Source organism: Neobacillus drentensis, assembly GCF_021560175.1.
GTDB lineage: Bacteria > Bacillota > Bacilli > Bacillales > Cytobacillaceae > Neobacillus > Neobacillus drentensis_A.
In genome coordinates, this window is record NZ_CP091110.1 from 1793877 (window position 1) to 1820275 (window position 26399).

Below are 26399 nucleotides of genomic sequence, written 5' to 3' on the forward strand. Positions count from 1 at the left end.
ATACAGAGAAACCGCCGATAAGTAGCGGAAAACCGCCGATAAGTACCGAAGAACTGCCGATAAACCAAAAAGGGGAGCCAAATCAATATGATGGCTCCCCACTTTTAGTTATTATTTCTTCAATTTTAAAACCATTTCCTCATCAGGAGTCACATAAACCGTTTGTTGATTATCATAAATGACAAATCCCGGCTTTGCCCCATTCGGTTTTTTTACATGGCGGACTTTTGTATAGTCAACGGGCACCGAACCGGAATTACGTGCCTTGCTATAATAGGCCGATAAATTTGCAGCTTCGAGAATCGTTTCATCTGAAGGCTCCTTACTGCGAATCACTACATGTGACCCGGGAATATCCTTTGTATGAAGCCAAATATCGTCCCGCGCTGCCAGTTTATTAGTTAAGTAATCATTTTGTTTATTGTTTTTTCCAACAATAATTTCTGTCCCATCAGAAGCAACAAAGTGATCCAAAACTGGCTTGCTATTATGAGGTTTTTTTCCGTTCTTTTTTTGGCGCTCGCGGATATAACCACCCTCAACAAGTTCCTCACGGATTTCCTGAAGGTCCTTTGGCGATGCTGCTTGTACTTGCTGGAGTAAATTATCAAAATACGCAGCTTCCTCACGTGCCTTATCAATTTGTTCAATCACAATCGAGATCGAATTTTTAGCTTTTTGATATTTAGAAAAATACTTTTGGGCATTTTCAGATGGTGTCTTTCTTGGGTCGAGTGGAATGACAAGCATTCCGCCGTTTTCATCATAATAATTAAGAACCTCGATTTGTTTCATCCCTTTTTTTGCCGCATATAGATTTGCAGTTAACAACTCCCCGTATAGTTGAAACTCTTCTGCTTTCTCTGCTTCTTCCAATGTACGTTGGAGTTTGTCAATTTTCTTTTCGTTCTTTTCTTTTTCATTGATGATAAATCTCTCAATATCATTTCCTTGCTGTTTCACCCGGTCCCTTTCGGCTTTCCCGAAATAAAAACGGTCGAGCATTTCACTTAGGGTTGAAAAAGTTTTTACTTCTCCTTTTATATGTTCAAGCGGGAATAAATAAAATAACTCTTTTCCATTAGAAGTCATGATAGAGGGAGCAATATCCCCAGAGCTTATTTTTTTCATCAGTCTTACAAATGTTGCTGGCACTGTTGAACGATTGGCTAATCCGCTCTCAAATATAACTTCCTTTGCCAAAAGCGGCGAAATACCTCCGAAATGTTCAACGATCTGGCGGTCCAGTTTACCGCCCATAAAATCAATCTTCTTTAATACATCCTCTTCAACCGCAGTAAACGGATTGAGTTTATGTTGTTCGGGCGGGTTAATATATGGCTGCCCCGGAAGAATCGCTCTATGGCTGTTTACTGCAAAAGAAACGTGCTTAATACTGTCAAGAATGATATTGCGTGTCTTATCTACTAAAACAATATTGCTATGACGCCCCATAATTTCGACAATAAGTTGTTTATAGCTGATATCACCAATTTCATTTCTTCCTTTTATTTCAAACACAATCATCCGGTCATTGTTAACCTGATATACATCCTCTAATATATGTCCTTCAATATGTTTTCTAAGCAGCATACAGAACATAGGGGGTTCACTTGGATTATCGTAGGCTTCATTGGTGAATTGGACTCTTGCGTAGCTTGGGTGAGCCGATAATAATAGTTTTTGATTAACTCCGTTTGCACGGACCGTGAGAATGACCTCATTTTTATAAGGCTGATGGACTTTGTTAATCCGTCCGCCCTTAAGGGAACGAACCAATTCATCCACCATTGCTTTTGTAAATAAACCATCAAATGACATGGAAAACATCCTTTTCTAGAAGCTATGTTTCAATTATATCCTATCTGGCTAAAATCTGTCTTAATTTACCCATCAATCACATTTTCATCTAGCATTTTTTTGGACGACCCTGAATAAGCTTTCCTTAGAGCAAGTCTATAAAACGGGGAAGTGAGATGGTCGGATGAAATTCCATGAAATGAAGATAGATCAAGTAGAAAAGGCTCTAGAAACCGACTTTTCTTCTGGATTATCGCAGGAAGAAGTAAAGCAAAGAGTAAAACAACACGGACTAAATGAATTAGAAGAGGGAGAAAAGCAATCGGCTTTACTCTTATTTTTCAGCCAATTTAAAGACTTTATGGTATTAGTGCTATTAGCCGCGACGCTGATTTCGGGCTTGTTGGGTGAGTATATCGATGCGATAGCGATTATAGCCATTGTCATTATTAACGGATGTCTAGGTTTCTATCAGGAACGCCGGGCAGAGAAATCACTCCAAGCTTTAAAAGAGCTTTCGGCACCACAGGTGTCTGTACTTCGTGGAGGCCAGTGGATCAAGATTCCTTCGAAAGATATTGTGATTGGCGATGTAATTAAGTTTGCAAGTGGAGATCGAATTGGTGCAGATGTGCGTGTTATTGAATCGAAAAGTTTAGAAATTGAAGAATCCGCACTAACGGGTGAGTCCGTTCCTGTTGCTAAACATATTGATCCGTTAAGCAACCCAAATCCCGGCATCGGTGATATGGAAAATATTGCATTTATGGGAACGATGATTACAAGGGGCAGTGGATTAGGTGTCGTCATTGCAACCGGTATGAAAACAGCGATGGGGCAGATTGCCGATTTACTGCAAAATGCAGAGTCGCAGGATACACCGCTGCAGCGGCGTCTAGAGCAGCTTGGAAAAATATTAATTACTGTTGCCTTGGTTCTGACGGTCCTAGTGGTGATTGTCGGGGTAATCCAAGGACATGAATTATATGAGATGTTTTTAGCAGGTGTTTCGCTAGCGGTAGCAGCGATACCTGAAGGGCTTCCGGCTATAGTGACCGTGGCTTTATCTTTGGGCGTACAAAAAATGATCAAGAAAAATGCCATTGTCAGGAAATTACCGGCTGTTGAAACATTAGGCTGTGCATCGGTCATTTGTTCGGACAAAACCGGAACGATGACACAAAATAAAATGACCGTTACACATCTATGGAGCGGCGGAAATACCTGGACAGTCGACGGGGTCGGCTATCAGCCACAGGGGAATTTTTATCGAGATGAACAAAATGTACAGCCTAGGGATGAAAAGGCATTACAGCAAATGTTAATCTTTGGGATGTTATGCAACCATTCAGCACTGGCCATAAAAGATAACGATTATATCTTAGACGGCGACCCAACTGAAGGAGCACTGCTTGTCAGTGCAATGAAAGCGGGGTTTGACCGTACCAAATTATTAGAAGAATTTACGATTGTTAATGAATTTCCGTTCGACTCGACGAGAAAAATGATGAGTATCCATGTGAAAGACAAACAGGGAAGAAACTTTATCGTAACCAAGGGAGCACCCGATGTCGTGTTAGGTATCTGTGAGTCCATTTTATGGGATGAGAGAACCCAATACTTAAACAGGGAATCACAAAGTAAGGTACAGGATGCGATAAATGGACTGGCCTCACAGGCACTAAGAACGATCGCGATTGCTTTTAAGCCTATCCCTGCCAATACATTAATCTTGAGCGACCATGAAGCTGAAAAACAATTAACCTTTATCGGCGTCCAAGGCATGATTGATCCGCCAAGACCTGAAGTGAAAGCGGCTGTAAAAGAATGTAAAGAGGCAGGCATTAAAACCGTGATGATTACGGGCGACCACGTCATTACGGCCAAAGCGATTGCATCTCAGCTTGGGATCTTGACTAGGAAGAGCAAGGTACTCGAGGGAAAGGCATTAGCAGAAATGTCTGTAGAAGAATTGGAAGCTGTGGTGGATGATGTCTCCGTATTTGCAAGGGTGTCTCCAGAGCATAAATTAAAAATTGTTAAAGCCTTGCAAAACAGAGGGCATATTGTTGCCATGACAGGTGATGGAGTAAATGACGCTCCGGCTATTAAAGCCGCTGATATTGGTGTTGCCATGGGGATCACCGGCACTGACGTAGCGAAAGAAGCTTCAGCACTCGTTTTATTGGATGATAATTTTGCTACGATTAAAGCGGCTATTAAAGAAGGAAGAAATATTTACGAAAATATACGTAAATTTGTCCGCTACCTGCTTGCATCCAATGTCGGTGAGATTTTGGTTATGCTGTTTGCCATGTTATTGGCATTGCCGCTGCCACTTGTTCCGATTCAGATACTTTGGGTCAATTTAGTGACGGACGGACTGCCGGCGATGGCATTAGGACTTGATCAGCCTGAAGAAAATGTAATGAAGCGGGGTCCACGCAGTCCTAATGAAGGGGTATTCTCGCGTGGACTCGGCTGGAAAGTGGTCTCGCGCGGATTCCTAATCGGCCTAGTTACACTTTTGGCATTCATGATTGTGTACCATAATGATCCAAGTCAACTTCCATACGCACAGACTGTTGCATTCGCAACCCTTGTTATGGCGCAGCTGATCCATGTTTTTGATTGCCGCAGCGAACGATCAGTCCTATCAAGAAATCCGTTTGGGAACCAATATCTTGTCTGGGCGGTTGTTTCATCCTTATTACTAATGCTAGTAGCTATTTACTACCCGCCATTACAGCCTATTTTTCACACACTTCCTATTGCAGGAAAAGATTGGTTGTTAATTTTAGGATTATCTGCCGTTCCAACTTTTTTATTAGCAGGATCATTTTTGTTAAGAAAAACAAAATAAAGTGTGTTATAATCCAAAAGGTGATAGAATTCAGTTCTATTACCTTTTGTTATTTTTAAAAAATAAAGAGCCGATCATTATCTAAGATTGGATGTGTACGTGATGGTTATTAGTATGACAGGCTTTGGCAGAGGGAAGACAGAGTCAGGAGAATTTTTAGTGAATGTTGAAATAAAATCAGTCAATCACCGATTCTCTGAAATGAATATCCGGATGCCAAGACAACTTTTAAAAATAGAAGATAAAATGAAAAAAATATTGAGCTCTCATATTCGCCGCGGCCGAGTAGAAGTGTATGTAAGTGTTGATGGTGAAGGGATTGTCTCAAGGAAGATCCAGCCAGATTGGAAGCTGATAGAGGAATATTTCCAATTCATTAGTGATGCGAAAGGTAAATACGGGATCGAAGGGACCATTACCCTGCAAGATTTACTTAATCGAACCGATCTTTTACATATTGAAGAAAGTGAAGCAGGCAATGAAGAAATAGAAAAACTTGTCCTTACGGCCATAGAAGAGGCTGTGATATTGTTAAAGCAAATGCGGATGGCAGAAGGAGAAGAATTAAAAAAAGATTTACTTGCAATCACTGCCCAAATTGAAGCCAATGTAACAGAGCTCCAAAAATTTGCTCCTCTCGTTGTTCAAGCCTTTAAGGAGCGCTTGACGAAAAGAATGCAGGAGTTTGTTAATGGGCAATTGGATGAAACGAGAATTTTAACAGAGGTAGCTGTTTTTGCTGACAAAGCAGATATCAATGAAGAAATTACACGGTTAAGAAGCCATATCCAGCAATTCTTACAAACCTTAAATGAGTGCGAGCCAATTGGCAGGAAGCTGGACTTTCTTGTTCAGGAAATGAACAGAGAGGCCAACACCATCGGTTCCAAAGCAAACGATTCAAACATTGCAAAAAAAGTCGTTGAGATCAAAAGTTTACTTGAAAAGCTGAAAGAACAGGTTCAGAATATCGAGTAGGATTTGTTTAGAAACTGTTTAACACGGTCAAAATATATTATTAATGATTGGATGAGTAACCATGTCGATTAAATTAATCAATATTGGATTTGGAAATATTGTATCTGCCAATCGCATTATTTCCATTGTCAGCCCGGAATCTGCGCCAATTAAACGAATCATTCAAGATGCCAGGGATCGGGGTTCGCTTATTGACGCTACATATGGCAGACGGACACGTGCTGTAATTGTAATGGATAGTGACCATGTCATACTTTCAGCTGTACAGCCGGAGACGGTTGCCAATCGCTTAACTGACCGTGATGATATTATTGATGAAGGGTAGGATTTTCATAATATGCAGGAAAAAGGGTTGCTGATTGTATTATCCGGACCATCTGGTGTTGGGAAAGGAACGGTTCGAAAAGAGATCTTTTCTCATCCAGATACCGCTTTTGAATATTCCATCTCCATGACCACCCGGCTTCCACGTGAAGGGGAAGTGGACGGGGTTGATTATTTCTTTAAGACACGTGAGCAGTTTGAACAGTTAATTGAGCAGGGGAAGTTATTAGAGTATGCCGAATTTGTTGGCAACTATTATGGAACACCTGTTGATTATGTTCGGCAAACATTAGATTCCGGAAAAGACGTCTTTTTAGAAATTGAGGTTAAGGGTGCCCGTCAGGTACGCGAGAAATTTCCGGAGGGATTATTCATTTTCCTCATGCCCCCAAGCTTGACTGAACTCAAGAATAGGATTGTAACGAGAGGAACAGAAACAGAAGATATCATCCATAATCGAATGTTAACGGCACGTGAGGAAATTGAAATGATGGAATTATATGATTATGTGGTGGAAAACGATCAGGTGGAGAATGCCTGTAAACGCGTGAAAGCCATTGTAACGGCAGAGCATTGCCGTAGAGAAAGAGTCGAACATCGCTATAAAAAACTTCTGGAGGTTGATTAATATGTTATATCCGTCTATTGACTCATTATTAGAAAAAATTGATTCAAAATATTCACTTGTTTCTGTTGCGGCAAAGCGCGCCCGTGTGATGTCACAAGTAAAAGATGAAAGACTTCCTAAATATGTTTCTTATAAATATGTAGGAAAAGCATTAGAGGAAATTTATAGTGGTGAACTAACATATCGAGTTTCAAAAAAGGCAGAAACATCTGCTGAGTAATGACCCAGCCCACAGGCACAATATATAAATGAAACAAGGTCTGACAAAAGGGAGATTCGCCTGTATGTCAGCCTTTTTATTTTGCTTTAAGTGAATTGCATGAAATTGATAAGGAAATAGATGAAAAAAAAGATCTTTTCTAGCATAATTAAACTAAAAAGTAATGGACAAGAGTGGGGGCTTAAACAATGAGTAAGGAACGCAACATCCTATTGTGTGTGACAGGAGGGATCGCTGTTTATAAAGCTGCAGCACTAACAAGTAAGCTTGTGCAAGCAGGTTTTAACGTGAAGGTCATCTTAAGTGAATCGGCAGAAAAATTTGTTACCTCCTTAACCTTTCAGGCCTTATCCCGCAATGATGTATATACGGATACCTTTGATGAGAAGAATTCACAAGTGATTGCTCATATTGATTTGGCAGATTGGGCTGATTTAATTCTTGTTGCTCCGGCTACTGCTAATACAATTGGAAAATTAGCAAATGGAATTGCAGATAATATGATTACCACTACATTGCTTGCGGCAACTTCGCCTGTGTGGATTGCCCCTGCGATGAATGTACATATGTATGACCATCCAGCTGTAAAAAGAAATCTTGAGGTATTGGCTCAGTATGGCTGTCAATTTATTGAGCCTAGCGAAGGATACCTTGCCTGTGGCTATGTAGGAAAAGGCCGCCTCGAAGAGCCGGAAAAAATAGTGATATTAATACAAAACCACTTTAATCGACAAAAACAGGAAAAGTTAAAGGGAAAAACAGTCATGATCACGGCTGGACCAACACGAGAAAAAATAGATCCAGTCCGATTTATTTCCAATCATTCATCGGGAAAGATGGGGTACGCATTGGCAGAGGAATCTGTTAAACAAGGAGCGCGCGTGATTTTGGTTTCTGGTCCTGTCTCACTATCCGCTCCACAGGGGGTAGAACTCGTAAAGGTTGAGAGTGCAGAGGAGATGTACCATCAAGTCTTGAAGCACTACGATGGTGCCGATGTGGTCATTAAAACTGCGGCGGTTGCAGATTACCGCCCGAAAGTGACTTTTGATCATAAGGTGAAAAAGCAGACAGGCGATACTACTATTGAGTTAGAAAGAACAAGTGATATTCTTTTTGAGCTAGGAAAGCGAAAGGTCAATCAACTTCTGGTTGGCTTTGCTGCAGAGACCGATCATCTAGAAGAATATGCAAAAACGAAATTAAGCAAAAAAAATGCAGATATGATTGTTGCCAATAATGTAAAAGCAGAAGGAGCGGGCTTTGGCACCGACACAAACATTGTCACTCTGTTTAAGCGCTCAGGAGAGATCATTCGTTTACCGCTGATGACAAAGAACGAAGTGGCCGTAAAAATTATTGAAGAAATCACTTCACTTTTGAAGGACATGGATGAAAATGGAAATAGCTAGTGTCATCGTTGATGTACCGACTAAACAAACGGACCGGGCCTTCGATTATTTGATCCCTGAACAGTGGAGGGGCACCATTCAGCCGGGCATGAGGGTCATTGTCCCCTTTGGTCCAAGGCATATCCAAGGCTTTGTCGTGGGATTAAAAGCAGAATCAGATGTAGATGTAAACAAGCTTAGAGAGATCATTGAGCCCATGGATCTAAAGCCTGTGTTGAATAACGAATTATTAAACCTTGGGAACTGGCTGACTGAAAACACGCTTTGTTTTAAAATCTTTGCCTTCCAAGTAATGCTGCCGGCAGCTTTAAAAGCAAAATACGAAAAAAAAGTCAGGCTTGCAAACAAGGGAGCTTTCATGGAGTTACCCTCAAAAGTGCAAGCCTACTTTGAGAATGACGGAGAACTTGATTGGGAAGATGCACTACAAATGGGGATCGGTCCTCTATTACAGCGCGAGGCTGCAAACGGTCATTTAGAAGTCGTTTATGTGGTGAAAGAACGTGTGCGGAAAAAACATCGGAAATTTGTTCGGCCAACTGTCACCAGGCATGAATTAGAAGAGGCAATCCAAACCATTCCGGCCAAGGCGGAAAAGCAAAGGCAGGTTTTGCGCTATTTTCTTGAGCATGAGGATGAAGTTGAATTAAAAACCTTACTTGCTGAGCTAAAAACTTCAGGATCGACCATAAAAGCCCTTGTTGAAAAGCGGTTATTATCAGAGTTTGATAAAGAAGTTTACCGTGACCCATTTGAAAATCGAACATTCGAGCGGACTAAGCCACTGCCGTTAACAGACTCCCAGCAGAAAGCCATTGCTCCGATTCTCCAATCGATTGAATTAGATCAGCATGAGGTGTTTTTGCTGTATGGCGTTACTGGGAGCGGCAAAACAGAAATCTACTTGCAGTCAATCCAAGAAGTTATTGAAAAAGGTCAAGAAGCGATTGTTCTAGTACCTGAAATTGCTCTAACCCCGCAAATGGTCCATCGATTTAAAGGAAGGTTCGGTGATTTAGTAGCCGTTTTACACAGCGGTTTATCTGCAGGGGAAAAGTATGATGAATGGCGCAAGATTCAGCGGAAGGAAGTAAAAGTAGTGGTCGGAGCTCGCTCTGCTATTTTTGCACCGTTTGAAAATATTGGCATTATTATTATTGATGAAGAGCACGAAACCAGTTATAAGCAGGAAGAAATGCCGCGCTATCACGCCAGGGATGTGGCAATAGAAAGAGCGAAGACTTATAATTGTCCAGTCGTGCTCGGAAGTGCCACCCCATCGCTTGAGTCTTTTGCAAGAGCGCAAAAGAAGGTCTATCAGCTGTTATCATTACCAAGCCGGATGAACAATCAGGAACTTCCATCCGTAGAAATCATTGATATGCGGGAAGAACTTCGTGATGGCAATCGTTCGATGTTTTCCCGGAAACTTTTCGAACTGCTCCAGGACCGGCTCGAAAAGAAACAACAATCTGTCTTATTTTTAAATAAGCGGGGGCACTCTTCATTTGTGATGTGCAGAGACTGTGGGTATGTGGTAAACTGCCCTAACTGTGATATCTCCCTTACCTATCATCGCGTGAACGAACAAATGAAATGCCATTATTGCGGTTATGAAAGTTATGTACCAAAGAATTGTCCTGAATGTACTAGTGAATATATTCGTTATTTTGGCACCGGAACTCAAAAAGTGGAAGAGGAATTAGGAAAAATTCTCCCCGAGGCAAGAGTCATTCGAATGGATGTCGATACAACGGGACGGAAAGGGGCACATGAGAGGCTCCTTACTGATTTTAAAGATGGAAAAGCTGATATTTTACTTGGGACGCAAATGATTGCCAAAGGTCTGGATTTTCCAAATATCACCTTAGTAGGTGTGCTTTCTGCTGATACAATGCTCCATTTACCGGATTTCCGCGCATCAGAAAAGACATTTCAATTATTGACTCAAGTCAGCGGGCGGGCTGGAAGACATCAGCTGCCCGGTGAAGTTGTGATTCAAACCTATACACCGGAACACTATAGTATTGAGCTGGCCGGCCGTCAGGATTATGATTTATTTTATCAGCGGGAAATGTTGATTCGTAAACTGCATCATTATCCCCCATTTTTTTATCTTGCACTGATCACCGTGAGTCATGAAAACCTGATTAATGTCGTTTCGGCTACTGAAAAAATGGTAAACTATGTTCGCACACAAGTGTCAAATAAAGCAGTCGTTTTAGGACCAGCAGCCTCCTCCATCCCTAGGATAAATAATAGATATCGTTATCAATGTTTGATAAAATACAAGCGGGAACCGAACTTGATCAAAGCACTAAAAACCATCCTTGATCAATACCAAAAGGATGCCAAAAGTGGGTTGCTGGTGTCGATTGATGTCAATCCAGTTATTTTAATGTAACCAATCCTCAATTTAGATTGTAAAAGGTTATGAATGTCGTTTTTGGGTGAAAATGATAAGAAAAGCGGAAGCGCCTAGTCCAGGGGCGAGGCATAAGACGAGCCTTCTTGACGGATTGGCTTATGACCCCGAGCCCCTAGTCGCTGTAGCTAGACATATATCGAAGGTTATTAAAAGAAAATATACAGCTAACTAGATTTGGCATATGGGAGGAACAAAATTGGCAATTAGAAAAATCGTAATGCACCCTGCAGAGATTCTTGAACAATCCTGCAAGGAGGTCGTAAGGTTTGATAAAAAATTAGCACGTATTCTGGATGATATGTATGACACAATGATTGAATTTGACGGGGTCGGACTAGCTGCTCCGCAAATAGGACTCGATGCCCGAATTGCGATAGTGGATATAGATGATGACTTCGGCACAATTGAAATGATGAACCCGCGTATTATTGAAACATCAGGAGAACAAACCGATCCTGAAGGCTGTCTCAGCTTTCCTGGATTATATGGTGAGGTTACCCGCCCAAATTATGTAATGATTAAAGCGTTTGACCGTAAAGGGAGAGAGTACACACTTGAAGCCGAAGGTTTTTTAGCAAGAGCCATCCAGCATGAAATTGATCATCTAGACGGCATTCTATTTACCACCAAGGTTTCTAAGTATCTTAAGGAAGAAGAGTTAGAAGGAGTAGAAAGTGAATGACCAAAATCGTTTTTATGGGGACACCGGATTTTTCAGTTCAAGTTTTACAGCAAATCATTAAGGATGGTTACGAGGTGATTGGGGTCGTAACTCAGCCTGACCGGCCAGTAGGGCGGAAGAAAGTATTAACGCCGCCGCCTGTAAAGGTAGAGGCAGTCAAACACGGAATCCCTGTCTATCAGCCCGAAAAAATTCGCCAAGAAGAGGAACTAGCCAAAGTTCTCGCCTTAGAGCCGGATTTAATTGTTACAGCAGCTTTTGGGCAAATTTTACCTAAGAAGCTGTTAGATGCGCCAAAATTCGGCTGCATTAATGTACATGCTTCATTGTTGCCGGAGCTTCGCGGCGGTGCGCCGATTCATTATGCTATTATGCAAGGGAAAAAGAAGACGGGCGTTACCATTATGTATATGGTCGAAAAATTAGATGCAGGTGACATTTTAACAAGTGTAGAAGTGCCGATTAGCGAAGAGGATAATGTGGGTACCCTGTTTGAAAAATTAAGTGCAGCGGGGGCGGAACTGTTATCGGAAACCCTGCCGCCTTTATTAGCCGGACGACTTACCCCTAAGCCCCAAAACGAGGCGGAAGCTACATTTGCCACCAACATTAAACGTGAGCAGGAAAAGATTGATTGGGAGAAAACGGGAGAAGAAATCTATAACCATATCCGCGGGTTAAACCCATGGCCAGTCGCGTTTACGACAATGGAGGGGCAAGTGTTAAAAATTTGGCAGTCTGAAAAAGTAACGGGATTAACGAGTGAACCCGGGAAGATTTTAAAAATAGAATCAGATGGCTTCACCGTTGGAACAGGAAATAACACAGCCATTAAAATAATTGAACTACAGCCTTCGGGTAAAACCAAAATGCTCAGTGAACAATTTTTAAGAGGTGCTGGTTCAAAAATTACATTGGGCAGTAAGCTGGGAGAATAAGATGACCTTTACGAAAAAAAATGTACGTGCAATCGCTATGGACCTTTTAGTGACCATCGAGAAAAATCAATCATATAGCAACTTGCTTCTTAACAGCACAATTGAAAAGAATCAATTGTCCGCTGTAGATGTCGGATTATTAACAGAACTGACATATGGAACATTACAGAGACGAATGGTACTTGACTTCTATTTAACGCCTTTTGTCAAAGACAATAAAAAATTAGCTAACTGGATTCATCATTTACTTCGATTAACGCTCTATCAAATGGTTTATCTCGATCGAATTCCGGATCGGGCTGCAATTTTTGAAGCAGTAGAAATCGCCAAAGAACGCGGGCATAAAGGGATTGCCAGTTTGGTGAATGGGGTGCTCAGAAATATCCAGCGGCAAGGACTTCCATCCTTGGAGGAAGTGTCTGATCCAGTTGAAAGATTAGCAATTGAAACCAGCCATCCTCTATGGCTAGTTACTAGATGGGTTAACCAATTTGGGTACGATAAGACTAAAGAAATGTGTGAAATTAATTTAACGGCACCACTGCAAACAGCAAGAGTAAATCTCACGAAAATTTCTAGAGATGAGTGTGTTGCCTTATTAGAGGAGGATGGGTTTCAGATTGAGAAAAGTCCCATTATTCCTGAAGCCATCAGGTCATTAAAGGGAAACTTAGCCTCGACCATTTCTTTTAATTATGGAATGTTCACCATTCAAGATGAAAGTTCAATGCTTGCTGCTTATGCATTGGGAGCAAGGGAAGATGAATATATTCTCGATGCTTGTGCGGCACCGGGTGGAAAGAGTACCCATATTGCAGAAAAAATGAAAAATACTGGCGAAATCATCTCGGTTGACCTCCATCAGCACAAAGTTAGATTAATCAATGATAATGCCAAGCGATTAGGATTATCAAATATTATCACAAGTGTAGCGGATTCTCGCCATTTACAGGAAAAGTTCAAGCTTGAATCATTTGACCGGATCCTTCTTGATGCCCCTTGTTCAGGACTTGGAGTGATGAGAAGAAAGCCCGATATGAAATATACAAAGACCGAACAAGACATCGAACGGTTGAGCACTATTCAGCAAAACCTATTAGAGTCGGTTACCCCGCTCCTAAAAAAAGGTGGTATTCTTGTCTACAGTACCTGTACAGTAGATAAAGGGGAAAATGAACTTACGGTTAAACAGTTTTTGGAGAACCATCCTGATTTCGAAGGGGACACTACCTTAAAAAGCAGGATGCCAGAAGCGGTTCAACCCTTAATTACAAATTTTGATTTACAAATTTTCCCTCAGGATATTGGATCTGATGGGTTTTATATAGCAGCTTTAAGAAAGAAGGTGTAACAGTTGGAACAATTAAATACAACTGAGACAAAAACAACAATGGATACTAAAAAAAAATCAATCTATTCTCTTCAGCTTGAAGAATTAAAAAACTGGTTATCGGAGAATGGAGAAAAAGCATTCCGGGCTGAGCAAATTTTCGATTGGCTTTATAAAAAAAGAATTACCTCTTTTGAAGATATGAGCAATCTGCCAAAGGGTTTGCGTGATATGATCGATGGTCATTTTCAGATTACGACTTTGAATACGATTATCCAGCAGACATCAACGGATGGAACCATTAAATTCTTATTTGAGCTCCATGATGGCTACTCAATCGAAACGGTGCTTATGCGCCATGATTATGGAAATTCCGTTTGCGTCACCACACAGGTAGGCTGCCGAATCGGCTGTACCTTCTGTGCCTCAACTTTGGGCGGTTTGAAGAGACACCTAGAAGCTGGAGAAATTGTGGCGCAAGTGGTCAAGGTGCAACAGGCCCTGGATGAAACAGATGAGCGGGTAGATTCTGTCGTCATCATGGGGATTGGTGAGCCATTTGATAATTACGATAACATGCTAGCCTTTTTAAAGATCATCAATCACGATAAATCATTGAATATTGGAGCACGCCATATTACCGTTTCGACCAGTGGTATCGTTCCAAAAATTTATCAATTTGCAGATGAAAATACGCAAATTAATTTTGCCATTTCCCTTCATGCACCTAATACCGAGCTCAGGTCTAGATTAATGCCGATTAATAAGGCCTATAAACTTGATGACTTAATGAAAGCAGTACGGTATTATATCGATAAGACAGGTCGACGTATTAGTTTTGAATACGGCCTTTTTGGCGGTGTAAATGATTCAACAGAACATGCTGAAGAATTAGCAGCACTCTTAAAAGGACTAAAATGTCATGTGAATTTAATTCCTGTTAACTATGTACCAGAAAGAGATTATGTACGTACACCACGGGATAAAATTTTTGCTTTTGAAAAAACACTGAAAAACTTGGGTATTAATGTAACAATCCGCCGAGAGCAGGGATCAGATATTGCTGCAGCATGTGGACAACTTCGTGCAAAGGAGCGGAAGGAAGAGACGAGGTGAAGGGATGAAAGCAGTATTTCAGACAGATAGAGGGAGAGTGCGTCTTCACAATGAAGATGCCGGAGGAGTATTTAGAAATAAGGACGGTTACCGCCTTGCCATTGTTGCAGATGGCATGGGCGGACACCGTGCGGGTGATGTAGCAAGTGAGATGACGATCTCGGCATTAAAAGCAGAATGGGAAGCAGCCAGTGGGATTACGAGAGCCGGTGATGCGGAGAGTTGGCTTCAGGAGCAAATTAAGAAAGTAAATCTTTTATTATTAGATCATGCAACTAACAATTCTGAATGTGACGGAATGGGAACCACGATTGTTGCCGCGATCATCACGGATACGTTTGCAACCATTGCCAACATTGGTGACAGCAGGGGTTATTTGCTGAACGAATCTGGCTTTAAACAAATCACCGAAGACCATTCCCTTGTCAATGAACTCGTTAGGTCAGGACAAATATCGAGAGAAGATGCTGAACATCATCCACGAAAGAATGTCTTATTGAGGGCATTAGGGACTGAAAAAACAGTCGAAATGGATATCAAAACGATCATTTTTGAAGAAGGAGATATCCTTTTACTTTGCTCCGACGGTCTATCCAATAAAGTCAATGAAGCAGAAATGATGGAAATACTGCAAAATGATGAAAATTTACAACAAAAAGCAGGCACACTTATCTTACTTGCAAATGAAAATGGCGGAGAGGATAACATTACACTGGCTATTGTCGAGTTTTCTGAACCACGCGAGGATGATGTTTAGATGTTGATTGGAAAAAGATTAAGTGGCCGCTATAAAATATTGGATATGATTGGCGGAGGCGGCATGGCTAATGTCTACTTAGCTCATGATATGATCCTTGATCGTGATGTTGCGGTGAAAATGCTGCGACTTGATTTTGCTAATGATGAAGAATTTATCCGCAGGTTCCGGCGGGAGGCACAATCTGCAACCAGTCTTGCCCATCCGAACATTGTTAGTATTTATGACGTTGGCGAAGAAAATGACCTTTATTATATCGTAATGGAATTTGTAGATGGTCAAACATTAAAGCAATACATACAGCAAAATTCCCACCTTAGAGTGGAGGACGCGCTTGGAATCATGAGACAGCTTACCTCGGCGATCTCACATGCTCATCAAAATCATATTATACATCGCGATATAAAGCCGCATAATATTTTGGTCGATCACGATGGAAATGTGAAGATTACGGACTTTGGTATTGCCATGGCACTTAGTGCCACGAGTATTACCCAGACAAATTCTGTCTTAGGCTCCGTCCATTACTTATCACCCGAACAAGCCAGGGGAGGCATGGCAAACAGTAAATCGGATATTTATTCATTAGGAATTGTCATGTTTGAGCTGTTGACAGGCAGATTGCCGTTTTCCGGTGAGTCAGCAGTGTCAATCGCATTAAAACATCTCCAATCGGAGACACCTTCTGTCAGAAGATGGAATCCAAGCATCCCGCAAAGTGTTGAAAATATTGTCCTAAAGGCAACTGCCAAGGACCCCTTTCATCGATACAATAGTGTTGATGAAATGGAAGAGGACTTGCGAACAGCCCTTGATCCTGAACGAATGAATGAACCAAAGTTTATTATTCCGGTTGATGATGATGCTACAAAAGCGATTCCAGTTATTACAGTGAACCAGCCCCTGAAAAGTTTGGACGAAACATTGGTTCATAATAATGAAAAAGCAATAAATAATCAGAATCAGAAAGATACATCAAATAAAGGTCATTCAAATGAGAAAAAACGGAAAAAGTGGCCCATAATTTTAATATCCACTTTTTTAGTTCTTGCCATTCTCGCCATACTTACTTTTACCCTTTTACCTAGTTTGTTAGTTCCTAAAGATGTTAAGGTTCCTGACTTAAGCGGTATGACCTTAGATGATGCCATTTCCAAACTGAAGTTAGAAGGGTTAACCGTCGGTAATCAAATTGAAATGACGGATGAAGAGGTAATTGAGGGGAATGTAATAAAAACAGACCCCGAAAATGGCAGTACGGTGAAGGAAAATTCCAAAGTTACCATCTATGTCAGCACGGGTAAGGAGAAATATGAATTATCCGATTATGTTGGCCGGCAATATGACGATGTTATTCGTTTGCTAGAAGACCAGGGATTTAAAGATATAAAGAAAATAGAAACGAATGATGACAGTGTACCTGGCACAATTATTAGTCAAAATATTGCAAACGGCGAAAAGGTTGTTCCAGATGAGACTAGTCTAGAGTTTGAAGTTAGTAAAGGGCCTGAAAAAATTGTTCTTAAGGATTTAACCCAATACAATTTGAAAGGTGCTCAAGTTTACGCATCCTTGGTAGGACTAACTTTAGACTCCTCAGAAGAGAAATATGATGACAATATTGCTGCTGGAATGGTGATTTCTCAAGATCCAGCACCAGGGACAGAATTAGAAAAAGGTGACAAGGTTAGGGTCGTCATTTCTAAAGGGAAAGAAGATAAACCGCCAAAAGAAGTAATAATTGAATTGCAGATTCCATATGAACCGGCTGTACCTGGAGAACCTGGGCAAAAACAAAAGGTGACCATATTAATCGAGGATATGAACCACAGTATGACCGAACCTGCTGAGACCTTCTATATTACGGAAAATACGAAAAAGCAAATTAAGTTAATGATTCCTTATGGCAAGAAGGCAGGCTACAAAGTCATTCGTGATGACAAGGTGATTATTGATGAAAATAAAAACTATTCCGATATAGATGCTGACACTGGCACCGATACCACAACAGAAACAAATACACCTTCGAATAATTAGAATTGTTCTAGTCCTGTATAAGAAGGACGGAAATCGCGTAGATTTTAAAAGGAGAAAATTAATTATTGGTAAGTAAAAGGGCAAGGAGTGTAGCTATGCCTGAAGGAAAAATTGTCAAAGCATTAAGCGGTTTTTATTATGTTCTTCACAATGATAACTTGATCCAGTGTCGAGGACGAGGGGTTTTTCGCAAGAATAAAATTACCCCGCTTGTTGGTGATGAAGTTGTATTTCAAGCGGAAAATGATCTAGAAGGATATATTTTAGAAGTAAAAGAGCGCAAAAATGAATTAATTCGTCCGCCAATCGCCAATGTAGACCAGGCAATCCTAGTGTTCTCAGCGGTAGAGCCTGATTTTAGCACCGTACTTTTAGATCGTTTTCTCGTCTTGGTAGAATTTAATCAAATTGAACCATTAATTTGTATTACCAAGATGGACCTTACCAATCATGAGGAAAGAGCTAGGATTGAAGAATATGCATCCCGATATCGGGATGCTGGGTATGAGGTAATTCTCACCTCATCTGAAACAGAAGCAGGAATCGAACGGCTAAATCCACATATTGAAAACAAGATTTCAGTTTTTGCTGGTCAATCGGGTGTCGGAAAATCTTCATTGCTGAACGTATTAAGGCCTGACCTTGAACTGAAAACAAATGATATATCATCACACCTAGGCAGAGGGAAACATACCACTAGGCATGTTGAGCTTATAAAGGTTGGGAATGGACTAATTGCTGATACCCCTGGCTTTAGTTCGTTAGAGTTTACGAACATTGAAGTGGATGATTTAACATCTTGTTTTCCGGAAATCCAAAAAGCTAGTGAAAATTGTAAATTTCGCGGCTGTCTACACGTAACGGAGCCTAAATGCGAGGTAAAAGCAGCCGTTGAATCAGGTGAAATTCCGTCCTATCGGTATGAGCATTATCTAGACTTTTTGCAGGAAATTAAAGATAGAAAGCCTAGGTACTAACATAATAAAATTACACCCTCTATACTTTCAGCTGATTTTTTAAACTACTAGGAGGATAAAGCCAGGCTTCTAAAGCTGGCTTTTTTCCTTTATCGGAAAGGGAATGTGTCATGATCATCAATATACTTGCAGGGGGACCTGAAGAATTACTGCCTGATTTAAGCAGTTATCAAGGAGATGAGACAATCTGGGTGGGGGTTGACCGGGGGGTTTATCATCTGATTAACAGAGACATTATCCCTTCAATGGCATTTGGCGATTTTGATTCGGTAAGTGAAGAAGAATTATCAGCCATTGAACATCAGGTAACCGGGCTAAAAAAGTATAAACCCGAAAAAGATGAAACCGATATGGAGCTTGCCCTTAATTGGGCGCTTGAACAAAAACCTGATACTATACATTTGTTTGGGGCCACCGGCGGCAGGCTAGATCATTTACTCGCCAATGTCCAGCTGCTGCTCAATCCCATTAAATCGAAAAACCCAGCGAATGTTTACTTAATTGATGAAAAAAATATTGTTTTTTTAAAAGAAGCGGGGCGCTATACGATTGAAAAAGTCGCCGCCAAAAAATATATTTCATTTGTCCCTTTAACTCTTGACGTTACGGATCTCACGCTTGAAGGCTTTAAATACCCGCTTAAAAACCGTCATATTTATCTCGGATCCACACTATGTATTAGTAATGAACTTATTAGTGATTATGGTACTTTTTCATTTTCCAAAGGCATATTAATAGTGGTAAGAAGTAACGATTAAAAGTTTAGTAACTATTTAAGTACAGCCCATGGAAATTAGACTGATGCCTAGCTGCGGCGCCTAGGGGCTCGGGGTCATAAGCCAATCCGTCAAGAAGGTTAAAGAACAACCTTCTCGCCGGCTCGTCTTATGCCTGTCGCCCCTGGTCAAGGCGCCTCCGCTTTAAGTTTTTGGTACTGATTTCGTTCTGCTGAATACTATGTAGGGGCGTGCGGAAAAAGTGGCTTAAAATAAGCTGTGGGAGATTTGTGAGGAGGGACAGTATGAAATTTTATACAATTAAACTGCCGAAATTCTTAGGCGGACTTGTCCGAGCGATGATTGGAGCATTTAAAAAAGGCGAATAGAAAGACTTTTTAAATTCATGGGCACCCTTCAATTGGGTGCTTTTTATTTGCGATTTTGGTCATACTAAAAAGCGTAGTATAAAATTGTTCTTTTTTGTTCAAATATCATATAACGAGGACCGTTTTAAAAAAGGCTGTGTTAATCTTGAATGTTGATTTCCGCTCCAGGCGGATTCGCTCCAATCAACGTTCAAAAAATCAACTATAACCCTTAACACAGCCTAATAAAAAAGAAAAAGCATCCAATAATTGGATGCTCGCATGTTTTATACGCGTTCTACTTTACCAGACCTTAACGCTCTTGCAGAAACCCAAACACGCTTAGGCTTTCCGTCAACAAGAATACGTACTTTTTGTAGGTTAGCACCCCATGTACGCTTGTTAGCGTTCATAGCGTGAGAACGTGCGTTACCAGTGGTTGTTTTTCTTCCAGTTACTACACATTTACGTGGCATTATGATTTCCCTCCTTAACTACCAAAAGCTTAGAACAACAGCTATAGATGTTCATTTGGATATAGAAAATTGTTATATAAATTTTCTAGACTTGAGATACTTTAATAATTTATCACACAACGTACCTGATTGCAATACTTGTGGACAAACCTTTCAAGAAAAAATCCTTGACATAGATATTTGGTGAATGCTCTTATAGTATAAGGCAAGTATGGCTTTCAATATTGGATTGACTATAGTAAAATGACTGTAGTCAAAGAGCAATTATCCAAAGGGGGAACGATTCATGTCCATTGAATTGAAAACAAAGTACGGACAAATTGATATTTCAAATGAAGTAATTGCAACAATTGCCGGAGGAGCAGCAATTGAATGCTACGGAATTGTCGGTATGGCCTCTAAAAACCAAATTAAAGATGGAATCACGGAAATACTACGAAAAGAAAACTTTACTCGCGGTGTAATTGTACGCCAAGAAAACGAGGCATTACATATTGATATGTACATTATTGTCAGCTATGGAACGAAAATTTCCGAAATTGCCCACAACGTGCAATCAAAGGTTAAATACACCCTCGATCAGACAGTTGGACTTGCCGTTGACTCGGTTAATATTTACGTTCAGGGAGTTCGTGTGACGAACCCGTAGTGAGGAGGAAAGTTTGTGTCAATAACTGTATTAGATGGAAAACGTTTCGCTGAGATGGTGATCCAAGGTGCCAACCATTTGTCTGCAAATGCCAAGATGGTTGATGCATTAAACGTTTTTCCTGTACCCGATGGTGATACTGGTACTAATATGAATCTATCCATGACTTCCGGTGCAAAGGAAGTAAAAAATAATCGTCAAGAACATATTGGTAAAGTAGGATCAGCCCTTTCAAGGGGTTTGCTTATGGGAGCACGTGGAAATTCCGGGGTTATTCTCTCGCAATTATTCCGTGGTTTCTCAAAGGCAGTGGAATCTAAAGCCGTCATTTCGGGAAGTGATTTTGCCCATGCCTTAGAAGCAGGTGTAGAAACAGCCTATAAAGCTGTTATGAAGCCTGTCGAGGGGACCATTTTAACAGTGGCAAAAGATTCGGCAAAGAGCGCTGTAGCAGCCGCTCAAAAGTCAGAAGATATTATCTATATAATGGAAGAAGTTCTGAAAGAAGCTAAGGCATCGCTTAAACGCACACCAGATTTACTTCCAGTCTTAAAGGAAGTTGGCGTTGTGGATAGCGGCGGGCAGGGGCTTGTCTTTGTCTATGAGGGCTTTCTATCCCAATTAAAAGGGGAGAGTCTTCCTGAATCATCGGACTTACTACCTTCCATGACGGAGTTGGTCAGTGCGGAACACCATAAAAGTGTTCAAGGACATATCAACACTGAAGATATTGTCTTTGGTTATTGCACTGAATTCATGGTTCGGTTTGAAGAGGAAAAGATCGCAAACCATCCGTTTAATGAAACGGCCTTCCGTAATGATTTAAGTGAGTATGGTGATTCCCTATTGGTGATTGCAGATGAAGACGTGGTTAAAGTCCACATTCATTCGGAACAGCCAGGAGAAGTGCTCACCTACGGCCAGCGGTACGGTAATTTAATCAACATGAAGATTGAAAACATGCGCCAGCAGCATACTAATATTGTTGGTGAGACACATGTGGCAACGAAATCTAAAGCTAGCCAGGCTCCCAAAGAAATGCAAGAATATGGAGTAGTTACAGTATCAATGGGCTCAGGAATTGCCGAGTTGTTCAAAAGTATCGGCGCACATGCTGTAATTGAAGGCGGCCAAACGATGAACCCTAGTACAGAGGATATTGTGAAAGCGGTTAAAGATGTTCATGCGAAAAAAGTATTCATTTTACCAAACAACAAGAACATAATCATGGCTGCTGAACAAGCTAAAGACGTTGCTGATGAAGAGATCTATGTTATTCCGTCTAAGACGGTACCGCAAGGATTAGCTTCGCTTTTAGCCTTCAATCCATCTGCAGCCGTTGACGAAAATGAAGCAGCAATGAAGGAAGCCTTAAATCACGTCAAATCCGGGCAAATCACTTTTGCTGTCCGTGATACCTCTATTGATGGCTTAGAGATTGAAAAAGATGATTTCATGGGAATCTCTGAGGGGAAAATCGTGGTAAAGAGCAAAGATAAGGGAAAAGTGGCCGAGGACCTATTAGCGAAGATGCTCGATGAGGATTCAGAAATTCTAACCATTATCTACGGTGAAGATGTGACAGAAGAAGAAGTGGCTGAACTATCCTCATTTGTGGAAGAAAATTATGAAGATGTTGAAATTGAAATCCATGATGGCGGGCAACCATTATATTCATATATCTTTTCAATTGAATAAGAAAGAGCTAAAATAGAAGGGGGGCCATTTTGGTCTTTCCCTTCTTTTTTTGCCCAAAATTGGATTCATATTCCCAAGGGAAACCGTAATATAAGATAGAACGCCACTAAGGGAGAGAAACCTAATGAAATATAGAAGTGTGTTCGATATTATTGGTCCGGTTATGATTGGACCATCGAGTTCTCATACAGCTGGTGCTGCGAGAATCGGAAGAGTGGCAAGAAGCTTATTTGGCAGAGAGCCAAAATGGGCGAATATTTCGTTATATGGCTCATTTGCTAAAACATATAAAGGCCATGGTACAGATGTAGCCCTTGTTGGCGGCTTACTTGATTTTGATACAGACGATACAAGAATTATTGATGCAATTGATATTGCTAAACAAAAAGGAATGAAGCTTCGTTTTATTGAAGAAGACGCTGTAACAGATCACCCAAATACAGCAAGGGTCATTATTGGAGATCATAACGGTGAATTGGAATTGGTAGGAATCTCAATTGGCGGTGGGAAAATTGAGATTATTGAACTAAACGGCTTTCAATTAAAGCTTTCAGGAAACCATCCAGCGATTTTAGTTGTTCATAATGATCGTTTTGGGGCGATAGCCAGTGTGGCTAACACCCTTGCAAAATACGAACTTAATATCGGTCATATGGAGGTTGCCCGCAAAGATGTTGGCAAAATGGCGCTGATGACAATTGAAGTAGACCAGAATATCGATAATAAAATTATTACAGAACTCGAACAGCTTCCGAACATACTAAAAGTAACAAAGATTGTAGAATGATGCGAAAGCGGATTGCCTAGGTGCTTCCGCTTGAAGTAGGATTATATAAAAGTGAGGGGGGATTGTTTGTGTTTCGTAATGTCGCTGAATTAGTGGAAATGGCCAATAGTCAAAATAAAAAAATATCAGATATCATGATTGAGCAAGAAGTGACTGTTACTGGCCGGACAAGGGAAGAAGTCCTTTCGTTTATGGACCGGAATTTAACCGTTATGGAGCAAGCAGTCGAGAGAGGCTTAAAAGGGGTTACTTCTCACTCAGGCTTAACTGGCGGAGATGCTGTTCTAATGCAAGCCTACATCGAAAAGGGCAATTTTTTATCGGGTGAAACGATTCTTGATGCGGTAAGTAAAGCGGTAGCTACAAATGAAGTGAATGCAGCTATGGGGACTATTTGTGCTACGCCGACCGCAGGCTCAGCAGGAGTGGTTCCGGGGACCTTGTTCGCCGTGACAAAGAAACTCAACCCAACCAGAGAGCAAATGATTGCCTTTTTGTTTACCGCGGGTGCTTTCGGATTTGTGGTTGCTAATAATTCGTCCATTTCAGGAGCAGCCGGGGGCTGTCAAGCAGAGGTTGGATCCGCAGCAGGAATGGCGGCGGCGGCAATCGTTGAAATGGCAGGTGGAACTCCAAAACAGTGTGCAGAGGCAATGGCCATCACCCTAAAGAACATGCTTGGATTGGTCTGTGATCCGGTAGCTGGTCTTGTCGAGGTTCCTTGTGTGAAACGGAATGCGATGGGAGCAGCCAATGCAATGGTTGCGGCAGATATGGCTTTAGCTGGAATAACAAGCCGTATCCCATGTGATGAAGTAATAGATGCTATGTATAGAATCGGGCAATCAATGCCGACAGCCTTAAAAGAAACAGCGCAGGGAGGGTTGGCGGCTACACCGACTGGTCGTGAGCTAGAGGCTAAGATCTTCGGTATACCGCTCAAAGAAAAGTGAGTTCAGAATTAAATCAATCCATAACCGCCTTAAAAGGAATAGGGGAAGAAACGGCTGAATCCTTTGCGGAAATGAGGATCTATACAATCCGTGATTTATTAGAATACTTTCCGTACCGATATGAAGATTACTCCCTTAAGGATCTAACCGAAGTACAGCATGATGAGAAAGTGACAGTAGAAGGGAAGGTTCATAGTGAGCCTTCTCTTAACTATTATGGAAGAAAAAAATCGAAGCTGACTATTCGGCTTTTTGTCGGTGCATATCTAATAAAAGTAGTCTTTTTTAATCAGCCCTATTTAAAAAATAAAATCAATATGAATGAAACGATTACGGTAACCGGAAAATGGGATGCCCATCGGCAAACGATAACAGCCAATGAAATGCAAACAGGCCCTAACACGAAAGCAAACGACTTTGAACCCGTTTACTCATTAAGAGGCAAGGTGACCACCAAAGGAATGCGGAAATTTATCCATCTGGCCTTCCAACAATATGGACAGCAGATCGAGGAGACCTTACCGGAAACGTTTCTGAAAAAATATCGCCTCATGGGCAAACGGGATGCGCTGAAAATCATGCACTTTCCGAATAGTCCAGCGGAAGTTAAGCAAGCAAGAAGGCGGTTTGTTTATGAAGAATTTCTTTTGTTTCAGTTGAAAATGCAGGCATTAAGGAAATTTGAACGCGAGCATTCACCAGGGATCAAACAAAAATATAATTTGGCCAAATTAATGGAGCTCATCAATAGTCTTCCTTTCCCATTAACAGATGCCCAAAAGAAAGTGGTTAATGAAATATTAGCAGATTTAAAATCTCCCTACCATATGAATCGCCTGCTCCAAGGCGATGTAGGCTCCGGTAAAACGGTTGTAGCCGCCATCGGACTTTTTGCAACGGTTACAGCTGGCTATCAGGGAGCATTGATGGTGCCAACGGAAATACTGGCAGAACAGCACGCAGAATCGTTAAAGAATATGTTAGAACCCGTTAAGGTAAGATGTGAGCTATTAACCAGCTCCATTAAAGGTAAGCAGAGACGAGAAATCCTTCAAGAACTAAAAGAAGGAAAGGTAGATATCATAATTGGGACCCATGCACTGATTCAAAATGAGGTAACTTTTAACAAGCTTGGCTTTGTGATTACTGATGAGCAGCATCGCTTCGGGGTTGAGCAGCGGAGAATTTTACGTGAAAAGGGCGAAAATCCTGATGTCTTGTTTATGACTGCTACCCCAATTCCTCGGACCCTTGCCATTACGGTTTTTGGAGAGATGGATGTTTCCATCATTGACGAAATGCCGGCAGGAAGAAAATCAATCGAGACCTATTGGGCAAAACCAGAAATGCTAGAACGAGTCCTTGGGTTTATTGAAAAGGAATTGAGGAAAGGTCATCAGGCCTATGTGATCTGTCCACTCATAGAGGAGTCAGAGAAGCTGGACGTTCAAAATGCGATTGATGTTCATACCACTTTAAGCCACTTTTTTCAAAATCGCTTTCAAGTCGGCCTGATGCACGGCCGTTTATCATCAGACGAGAAAGAGTCGGTGATGAAGGAGTTTAGTGAAAATGTGGTTCAGGTCCTTGTTTCTACCACTGTTGTCGAGGTGGGAGTCAATGTTCCTAATGCGACCATGATGGTTATTTATGATGCTGAGCGGTTTGGTCTTTCGCAATTGCATCAGCTGCGGGGCCGTGTTGGACGTGGGAGTGCACAATCCTATTGTGTACTTCTGGCAAATCCAAAAACAGAAGTAGGTCAGGAAAGAATGCGGATTATGACTGAAACCAATGATGGGTTTGTTTTAAGTGAAAAGGATTTAGAGTTAAGAGGGCCTGGCGACTTCTTTGGCAAAAAACAAAGTGGGGTCCCCGAGTTTAAGGTGGCCGATATGGTCCATGATTATCGGGCGCTAGAAACAGCTAGAAGTGATGCGAGTATGTTGATTAGTTCAGAGTATTTTTGGACAGACCTCGAATATCAATATTTACGAGATCAAATTAAAGAATCTGGTGTATTAGAAGGGGAAAAATTAGATTAAACCTGTAAATTTTACTGGAAGCCTCCTAACCGTCTACTAGTGCCTGGCGACACGGAACGATTCGTTGTAAATCGGGCACTTCTGAATATTGTTGAGACATTTTTAGCTCCAGCGCCCAGCGACTAGTGTACTTCGCAAATTGGGCGCTTCCGCTTTTCTTTTGAATTTTAATCTTGCAATCTGCATTTTTAAATTTTATACTACTCTTAGTACCTAG

At 41.1% G+C, this 26399-nt stretch carries 23 protein-coding genes; 21 read left to right on the forward strand and 2 right to left on the reverse strand.

Features of this window, described 5'->3' with window-relative positions; genetic code table 11:
• Window positions 1-111: 111 nt before the first annotated feature.
• Complete coding sequence (locus L1999_RS08400) at window positions 112-1821, reverse strand: Rqc2 family fibronectin-binding protein (protein ID WP_235743129.1); 1710 nt, start codon at window positions 1819-1821, stop codon at window positions 112-114.
• 163 nt (window positions 1822-1984) lie between these two features.
• On the opposite strand from L1999_RS08400, the gene L1999_RS08405 reads away from it, so the two are divergent.
• From L1999_RS08405 to spoVM, 16 genes are all read left to right on the forward strand, one after another.
• Window positions 1985-4663, forward strand: coding sequence for a calcium-translocating P-type ATPase, SERCA-type (locus tag L1999_RS08405; protein ID WP_235743130.1), 2679 nt, complete (start codon window positions 1985-1987; stop codon window positions 4661-4663).
• Window positions 4664-4765: 102 nt separating this feature from the next.
• Window positions 4766-5641 (forward strand): YicC/YloC family endoribonuclease, encoded by an 876-nt coding sequence (locus tag L1999_RS08410; protein ID WP_235743131.1) that lies wholly within the window; start codon window positions 4766-4768, stop codon window positions 5639-5641.
• A gap of 61 nt (window positions 5642-5702) precedes the next feature.
• Window positions 5703-5966 carry an extracellular matrix/biofilm regulator RemA gene (gene remA, locus L1999_RS08415; RefSeq protein WP_098528797.1) on the forward strand — a complete coding sequence of 88 codons (264 nt, stop codon included), beginning with the start codon at window positions 5703-5705 and terminating at the stop codon, window positions 5964-5966.
• A 12-nt stretch (window positions 5967-5978) separates the two neighbouring features.
• Window positions 5979-6593 (forward strand): guanylate kinase, encoded by a 615-nt coding sequence (gene gmk, locus L1999_RS08420; RefSeq protein WP_235743132.1) that lies wholly within the window; start codon window positions 5979-5981, stop codon window positions 6591-6593.
• A gap of 1 nt (window position 6594) precedes the next feature.
• Window positions 6595-6813, forward strand: a complete 219-nt coding sequence (gene rpoZ, locus L1999_RS08425) for a DNA-directed RNA polymerase subunit omega (RefSeq protein ID WP_215040739.1) — start codon at window positions 6595-6597, stop codon at window positions 6811-6813.
• Between the two features lie 188 nt (window positions 6814-7001).
• On the forward strand, window positions 7002-8225 hold the full coding sequence (gene coaBC, locus L1999_RS08430) for a bifunctional phosphopantothenoylcysteine decarboxylase/phosphopantothenate--cysteine ligase CoaBC (protein ID WP_235743133.1): 1224 nt from the start codon (window positions 7002-7004) through the stop codon (window positions 8223-8225).
• The gene (priA, locus tag L1999_RS08435; RefSeq protein ID WP_235744292.1) at window positions 8212-10629 is read left to right on the forward strand and encodes a primosomal protein N'; all 2418 of its coding nucleotides are present in this window, start codon (window positions 8212-8214) and stop codon (window positions 10627-10629) included. The genes coaBC and priA overlap by 14 nt, the downstream gene beginning before the upstream one ends.
• Before the next feature lie 205 nt (window positions 10630-10834).
• Window positions 10835-11335 (forward strand): peptide deformylase, encoded by a 501-nt coding sequence (gene def / locus L1999_RS08440; protein ID WP_430540008.1) that lies wholly within the window; start codon window positions 10835-10837, stop codon window positions 11333-11335.
• Complete coding sequence (fmt, locus tag L1999_RS08445; protein ID WP_235743135.1) at window positions 11332-12273, forward strand: methionyl-tRNA formyltransferase; 942 nt, start codon at window positions 11332-11334, stop codon at window positions 12271-12273. Before def ends, fmt begins: the two co-directional genes overlap by 4 nt.
• A 1-nt stretch (window position 12274) precedes the next feature.
• On the forward strand, window positions 12275-13624 hold the full coding sequence (gene rsmB / locus L1999_RS08450; protein WP_235743136.1) for a 16S rRNA (cytosine(967)-C(5))-methyltransferase RsmB: 1350 nt from the start codon (window positions 12275-12277) through the stop codon (window positions 13622-13624).
• A gap of 3 nt (window positions 13625-13627) precedes the next feature.
• Window positions 13628-14719, forward strand: a complete 1092-nt coding sequence (gene rlmN / locus L1999_RS08455) for a dual-specificity RNA methyltransferase RlmN (protein ID WP_235743137.1) — start codon at window positions 13628-13630, stop codon at window positions 14717-14719.
• 4 nt (window positions 14720-14723) lie between these two features.
• A complete protein-coding gene (locus tag L1999_RS08460; protein ID WP_235743138.1) occupies window positions 14724-15476 on the forward strand; it encodes a Stp1/IreP family PP2C-type Ser/Thr phosphatase in 753 nt (250 codons plus the stop codon).
• Window positions 15477-17513 carry a Stk1 family PASTA domain-containing Ser/Thr kinase gene (pknB, locus tag L1999_RS08465; RefSeq protein WP_235743139.1) on the forward strand — a complete coding sequence of 679 codons (2037 nt, stop codon included), beginning with the start codon at window positions 15477-15479 and terminating at the stop codon, window positions 17511-17513.
• 95 nt (window positions 17514-17608) lie between these two features.
• Window positions 17609-18490, forward strand: a complete 882-nt coding sequence (gene rsgA / locus L1999_RS08470) for a ribosome small subunit-dependent GTPase A (RefSeq protein WP_235743140.1) — start codon at window positions 17609-17611, stop codon at window positions 18488-18490.
• 110 nt (window positions 18491-18600) lie between these two features.
• Window positions 18601-19248: a thiamine diphosphokinase gene (locus L1999_RS08475; RefSeq protein ID WP_235743141.1), complete on the forward strand. Its 648-nt coding sequence runs from the start codon at window positions 18601-18603 to the stop codon at window positions 19246-19248.
• 263 nt (window positions 19249-19511) lie between these two features.
• Window positions 19512-19595 (forward strand): stage V sporulation protein SpoVM, encoded by an 84-nt coding sequence (gene spoVM, locus L1999_RS08480; protein ID WP_098528769.1) that lies wholly within the window; start codon window positions 19512-19514, stop codon window positions 19593-19595.
• A 266-nt stretch (window positions 19596-19861) separates the two neighbouring features.
• On the opposite strand, the gene rpmB is transcribed toward spoVM, so the two are convergent.
• On the reverse strand, window positions 19862-20050 hold the full coding sequence (gene rpmB / locus L1999_RS08485) for a 50S ribosomal protein L28 (protein WP_053475625.1): 189 nt from the start codon (window positions 20048-20050) through the stop codon (window positions 19862-19864).
• 286 nt (window positions 20051-20336) lie between these two features.
• Between rpmB and L1999_RS08490 the strand changes: the two genes are divergently transcribed.
• The 5 genes from L1999_RS08490 to recG all read left to right on the forward strand — a co-directional run bounded on the left by L1999_RS08490 (window position 20337) and on the right by recG (window position 26182).
• Entirely contained in the window at window positions 20337-20699 is a 363-nt protein-coding gene (locus L1999_RS08490) for an Asp23/Gls24 family envelope stress response protein (protein WP_098528767.1), read from the forward strand.
• 15 nt (window positions 20700-20714) lie between these two features.
• The gene (locus L1999_RS08495; RefSeq protein WP_235743142.1) at window positions 20715-22397 is read left to right on the forward strand and encodes a DAK2 domain-containing protein; all 1683 of its coding nucleotides are present in this window, start codon (window positions 20715-20717) and stop codon (window positions 22395-22397) included.
• A 124-nt stretch (window positions 22398-22521) separates the two neighbouring features.
• Complete coding sequence (sdaAB, locus tag L1999_RS08500) at window positions 22522-23184, forward strand: L-serine ammonia-lyase, iron-sulfur-dependent subunit beta (RefSeq protein ID WP_235743143.1); 663 nt, start codon at window positions 22522-22524, stop codon at window positions 23182-23184.
• Window positions 23185-23252: 68 nt separating this feature from the next.
• On the forward strand, window positions 23253-24137 hold the full coding sequence (gene sdaAA, locus L1999_RS08505; RefSeq protein WP_235743144.1) for an L-serine ammonia-lyase, iron-sulfur-dependent, subunit alpha: 885 nt from the start codon (window positions 23253-23255) through the stop codon (window positions 24135-24137).
• Window positions 24134-26182, forward strand: coding sequence for an ATP-dependent DNA helicase RecG (gene recG, locus L1999_RS08510; protein ID WP_235743145.1), 2049 nt, complete (start codon window positions 24134-24136; stop codon window positions 26180-26182). Before sdaAA ends, recG begins: the two co-directional genes overlap by 4 nt.
• The last annotated feature ends 217 nt before the right edge of the window (window positions 26183-26399 follow it).

Excerpts from the sequence above, each read along its gene's own strand:
- L1999_RS08475 (WP_235743141.1), top strand. The coding sequence starts at position 18,601 with ATGATCATCAATATACTTGCAGGGGGACCTGAAGAATTACTGCCTGAT.
- rpoZ (WP_215040739.1), top strand. The coding sequence starts at position 6,595 with ATGTTATATCCGTCTATTGACTCATTATTAGAAAAAATTGATTCAAAA.
- rsgA (WP_235743140.1), top strand. The coding sequence starts at position 17,609 with ATGCCTGAAGGAAAAATTGTCAAAGCATTAAGCGGTTTTTATTATGTT.
- L1999_RS08460 (WP_235743138.1), top strand. The coding sequence starts at position 14,724 with ATGAAAGCAGTATTTCAGACAGATAGAGGGAGAGTGCGTCTTCACAAT.
- pknB (WP_235743139.1), top strand. The coding sequence starts at position 15,477 with ATGTTGATTGGAAAAAGATTAAGTGGCCGCTATAAAATATTGGATATG.
- coaBC (WP_235743133.1), top strand. The coding sequence starts at position 7,002 with ATGAGTAAGGAACGCAACATCCTATTGTGTGTGACAGGAGGGATCGCT.
- L1999_RS08410 (WP_235743131.1), top strand. The coding sequence starts at position 4,766 with ATGGTTATTAGTATGACAGGCTTTGGCAGAGGGAAGACAGAGTCAGGA.
- spoVM (WP_098528769.1), top strand. The coding sequence starts at position 19,512 with ATGAAATTTTATACAATTAAACTGCCGAAATTCTTAGGCGGACTTGTC.
- def (WP_430540008.1), top strand. The coding sequence starts at position 10,835 with ATGGGAGGAACAAAATTGGCAATTAGAAAAATCGTAATGCACCCTGCA.
- priA (WP_235744292.1), top strand. The coding sequence starts at position 8,212 with ATGGAAATAGCTAGTGTCATCGTTGATGTACCGACTAAACAAACGGAC.
- remA (WP_098528797.1), top strand. The coding sequence starts at position 5,703 with ATGTCGATTAAATTAATCAATATTGGATTTGGAAATATTGTATCTGCC.
- L1999_RS08405 (WP_235743130.1), top strand. The coding sequence starts at position 1,985 with ATGAAATTCCATGAAATGAAGATAGATCAAGTAGAAAAGGCTCTAGAA.
- fmt (WP_235743135.1), top strand. The coding sequence starts at position 11,332 with ATGACCAAAATCGTTTTTATGGGGACACCGGATTTTTCAGTTCAAGTT.
- L1999_RS08490 (WP_098528767.1), top strand. The coding sequence starts at position 20,337 with ATGTCCATTGAATTGAAAACAAAGTACGGACAAATTGATATTTCAAAT.
- sdaAB (WP_235743143.1), top strand. The coding sequence starts at position 22,522 with ATGAAATATAGAAGTGTGTTCGATATTATTGGTCCGGTTATGATTGGA.
- gmk (WP_235743132.1), top strand. The coding sequence starts at position 5,979 with ATGCAGGAAAAAGGGTTGCTGATTGTATTATCCGGACCATCTGGTGTT.
- rsmB (WP_235743136.1), top strand. The coding sequence starts at position 12,275 with ATGACCTTTACGAAAAAAAATGTACGTGCAATCGCTATGGACCTTTTA.
- L1999_RS08400 (WP_235743129.1), bottom strand. The coding sequence starts at position 1,821 with ATGTCATTTGATGGTTTATTTACAAAAGCAATGGTGGATGAATTGGTT.
- rpmB (WP_053475625.1), bottom strand. The coding sequence starts at position 20,050 with ATGCCACGTAAATGTGTAGTAACTGGAAGAAAAACAACCACTGGTAAC.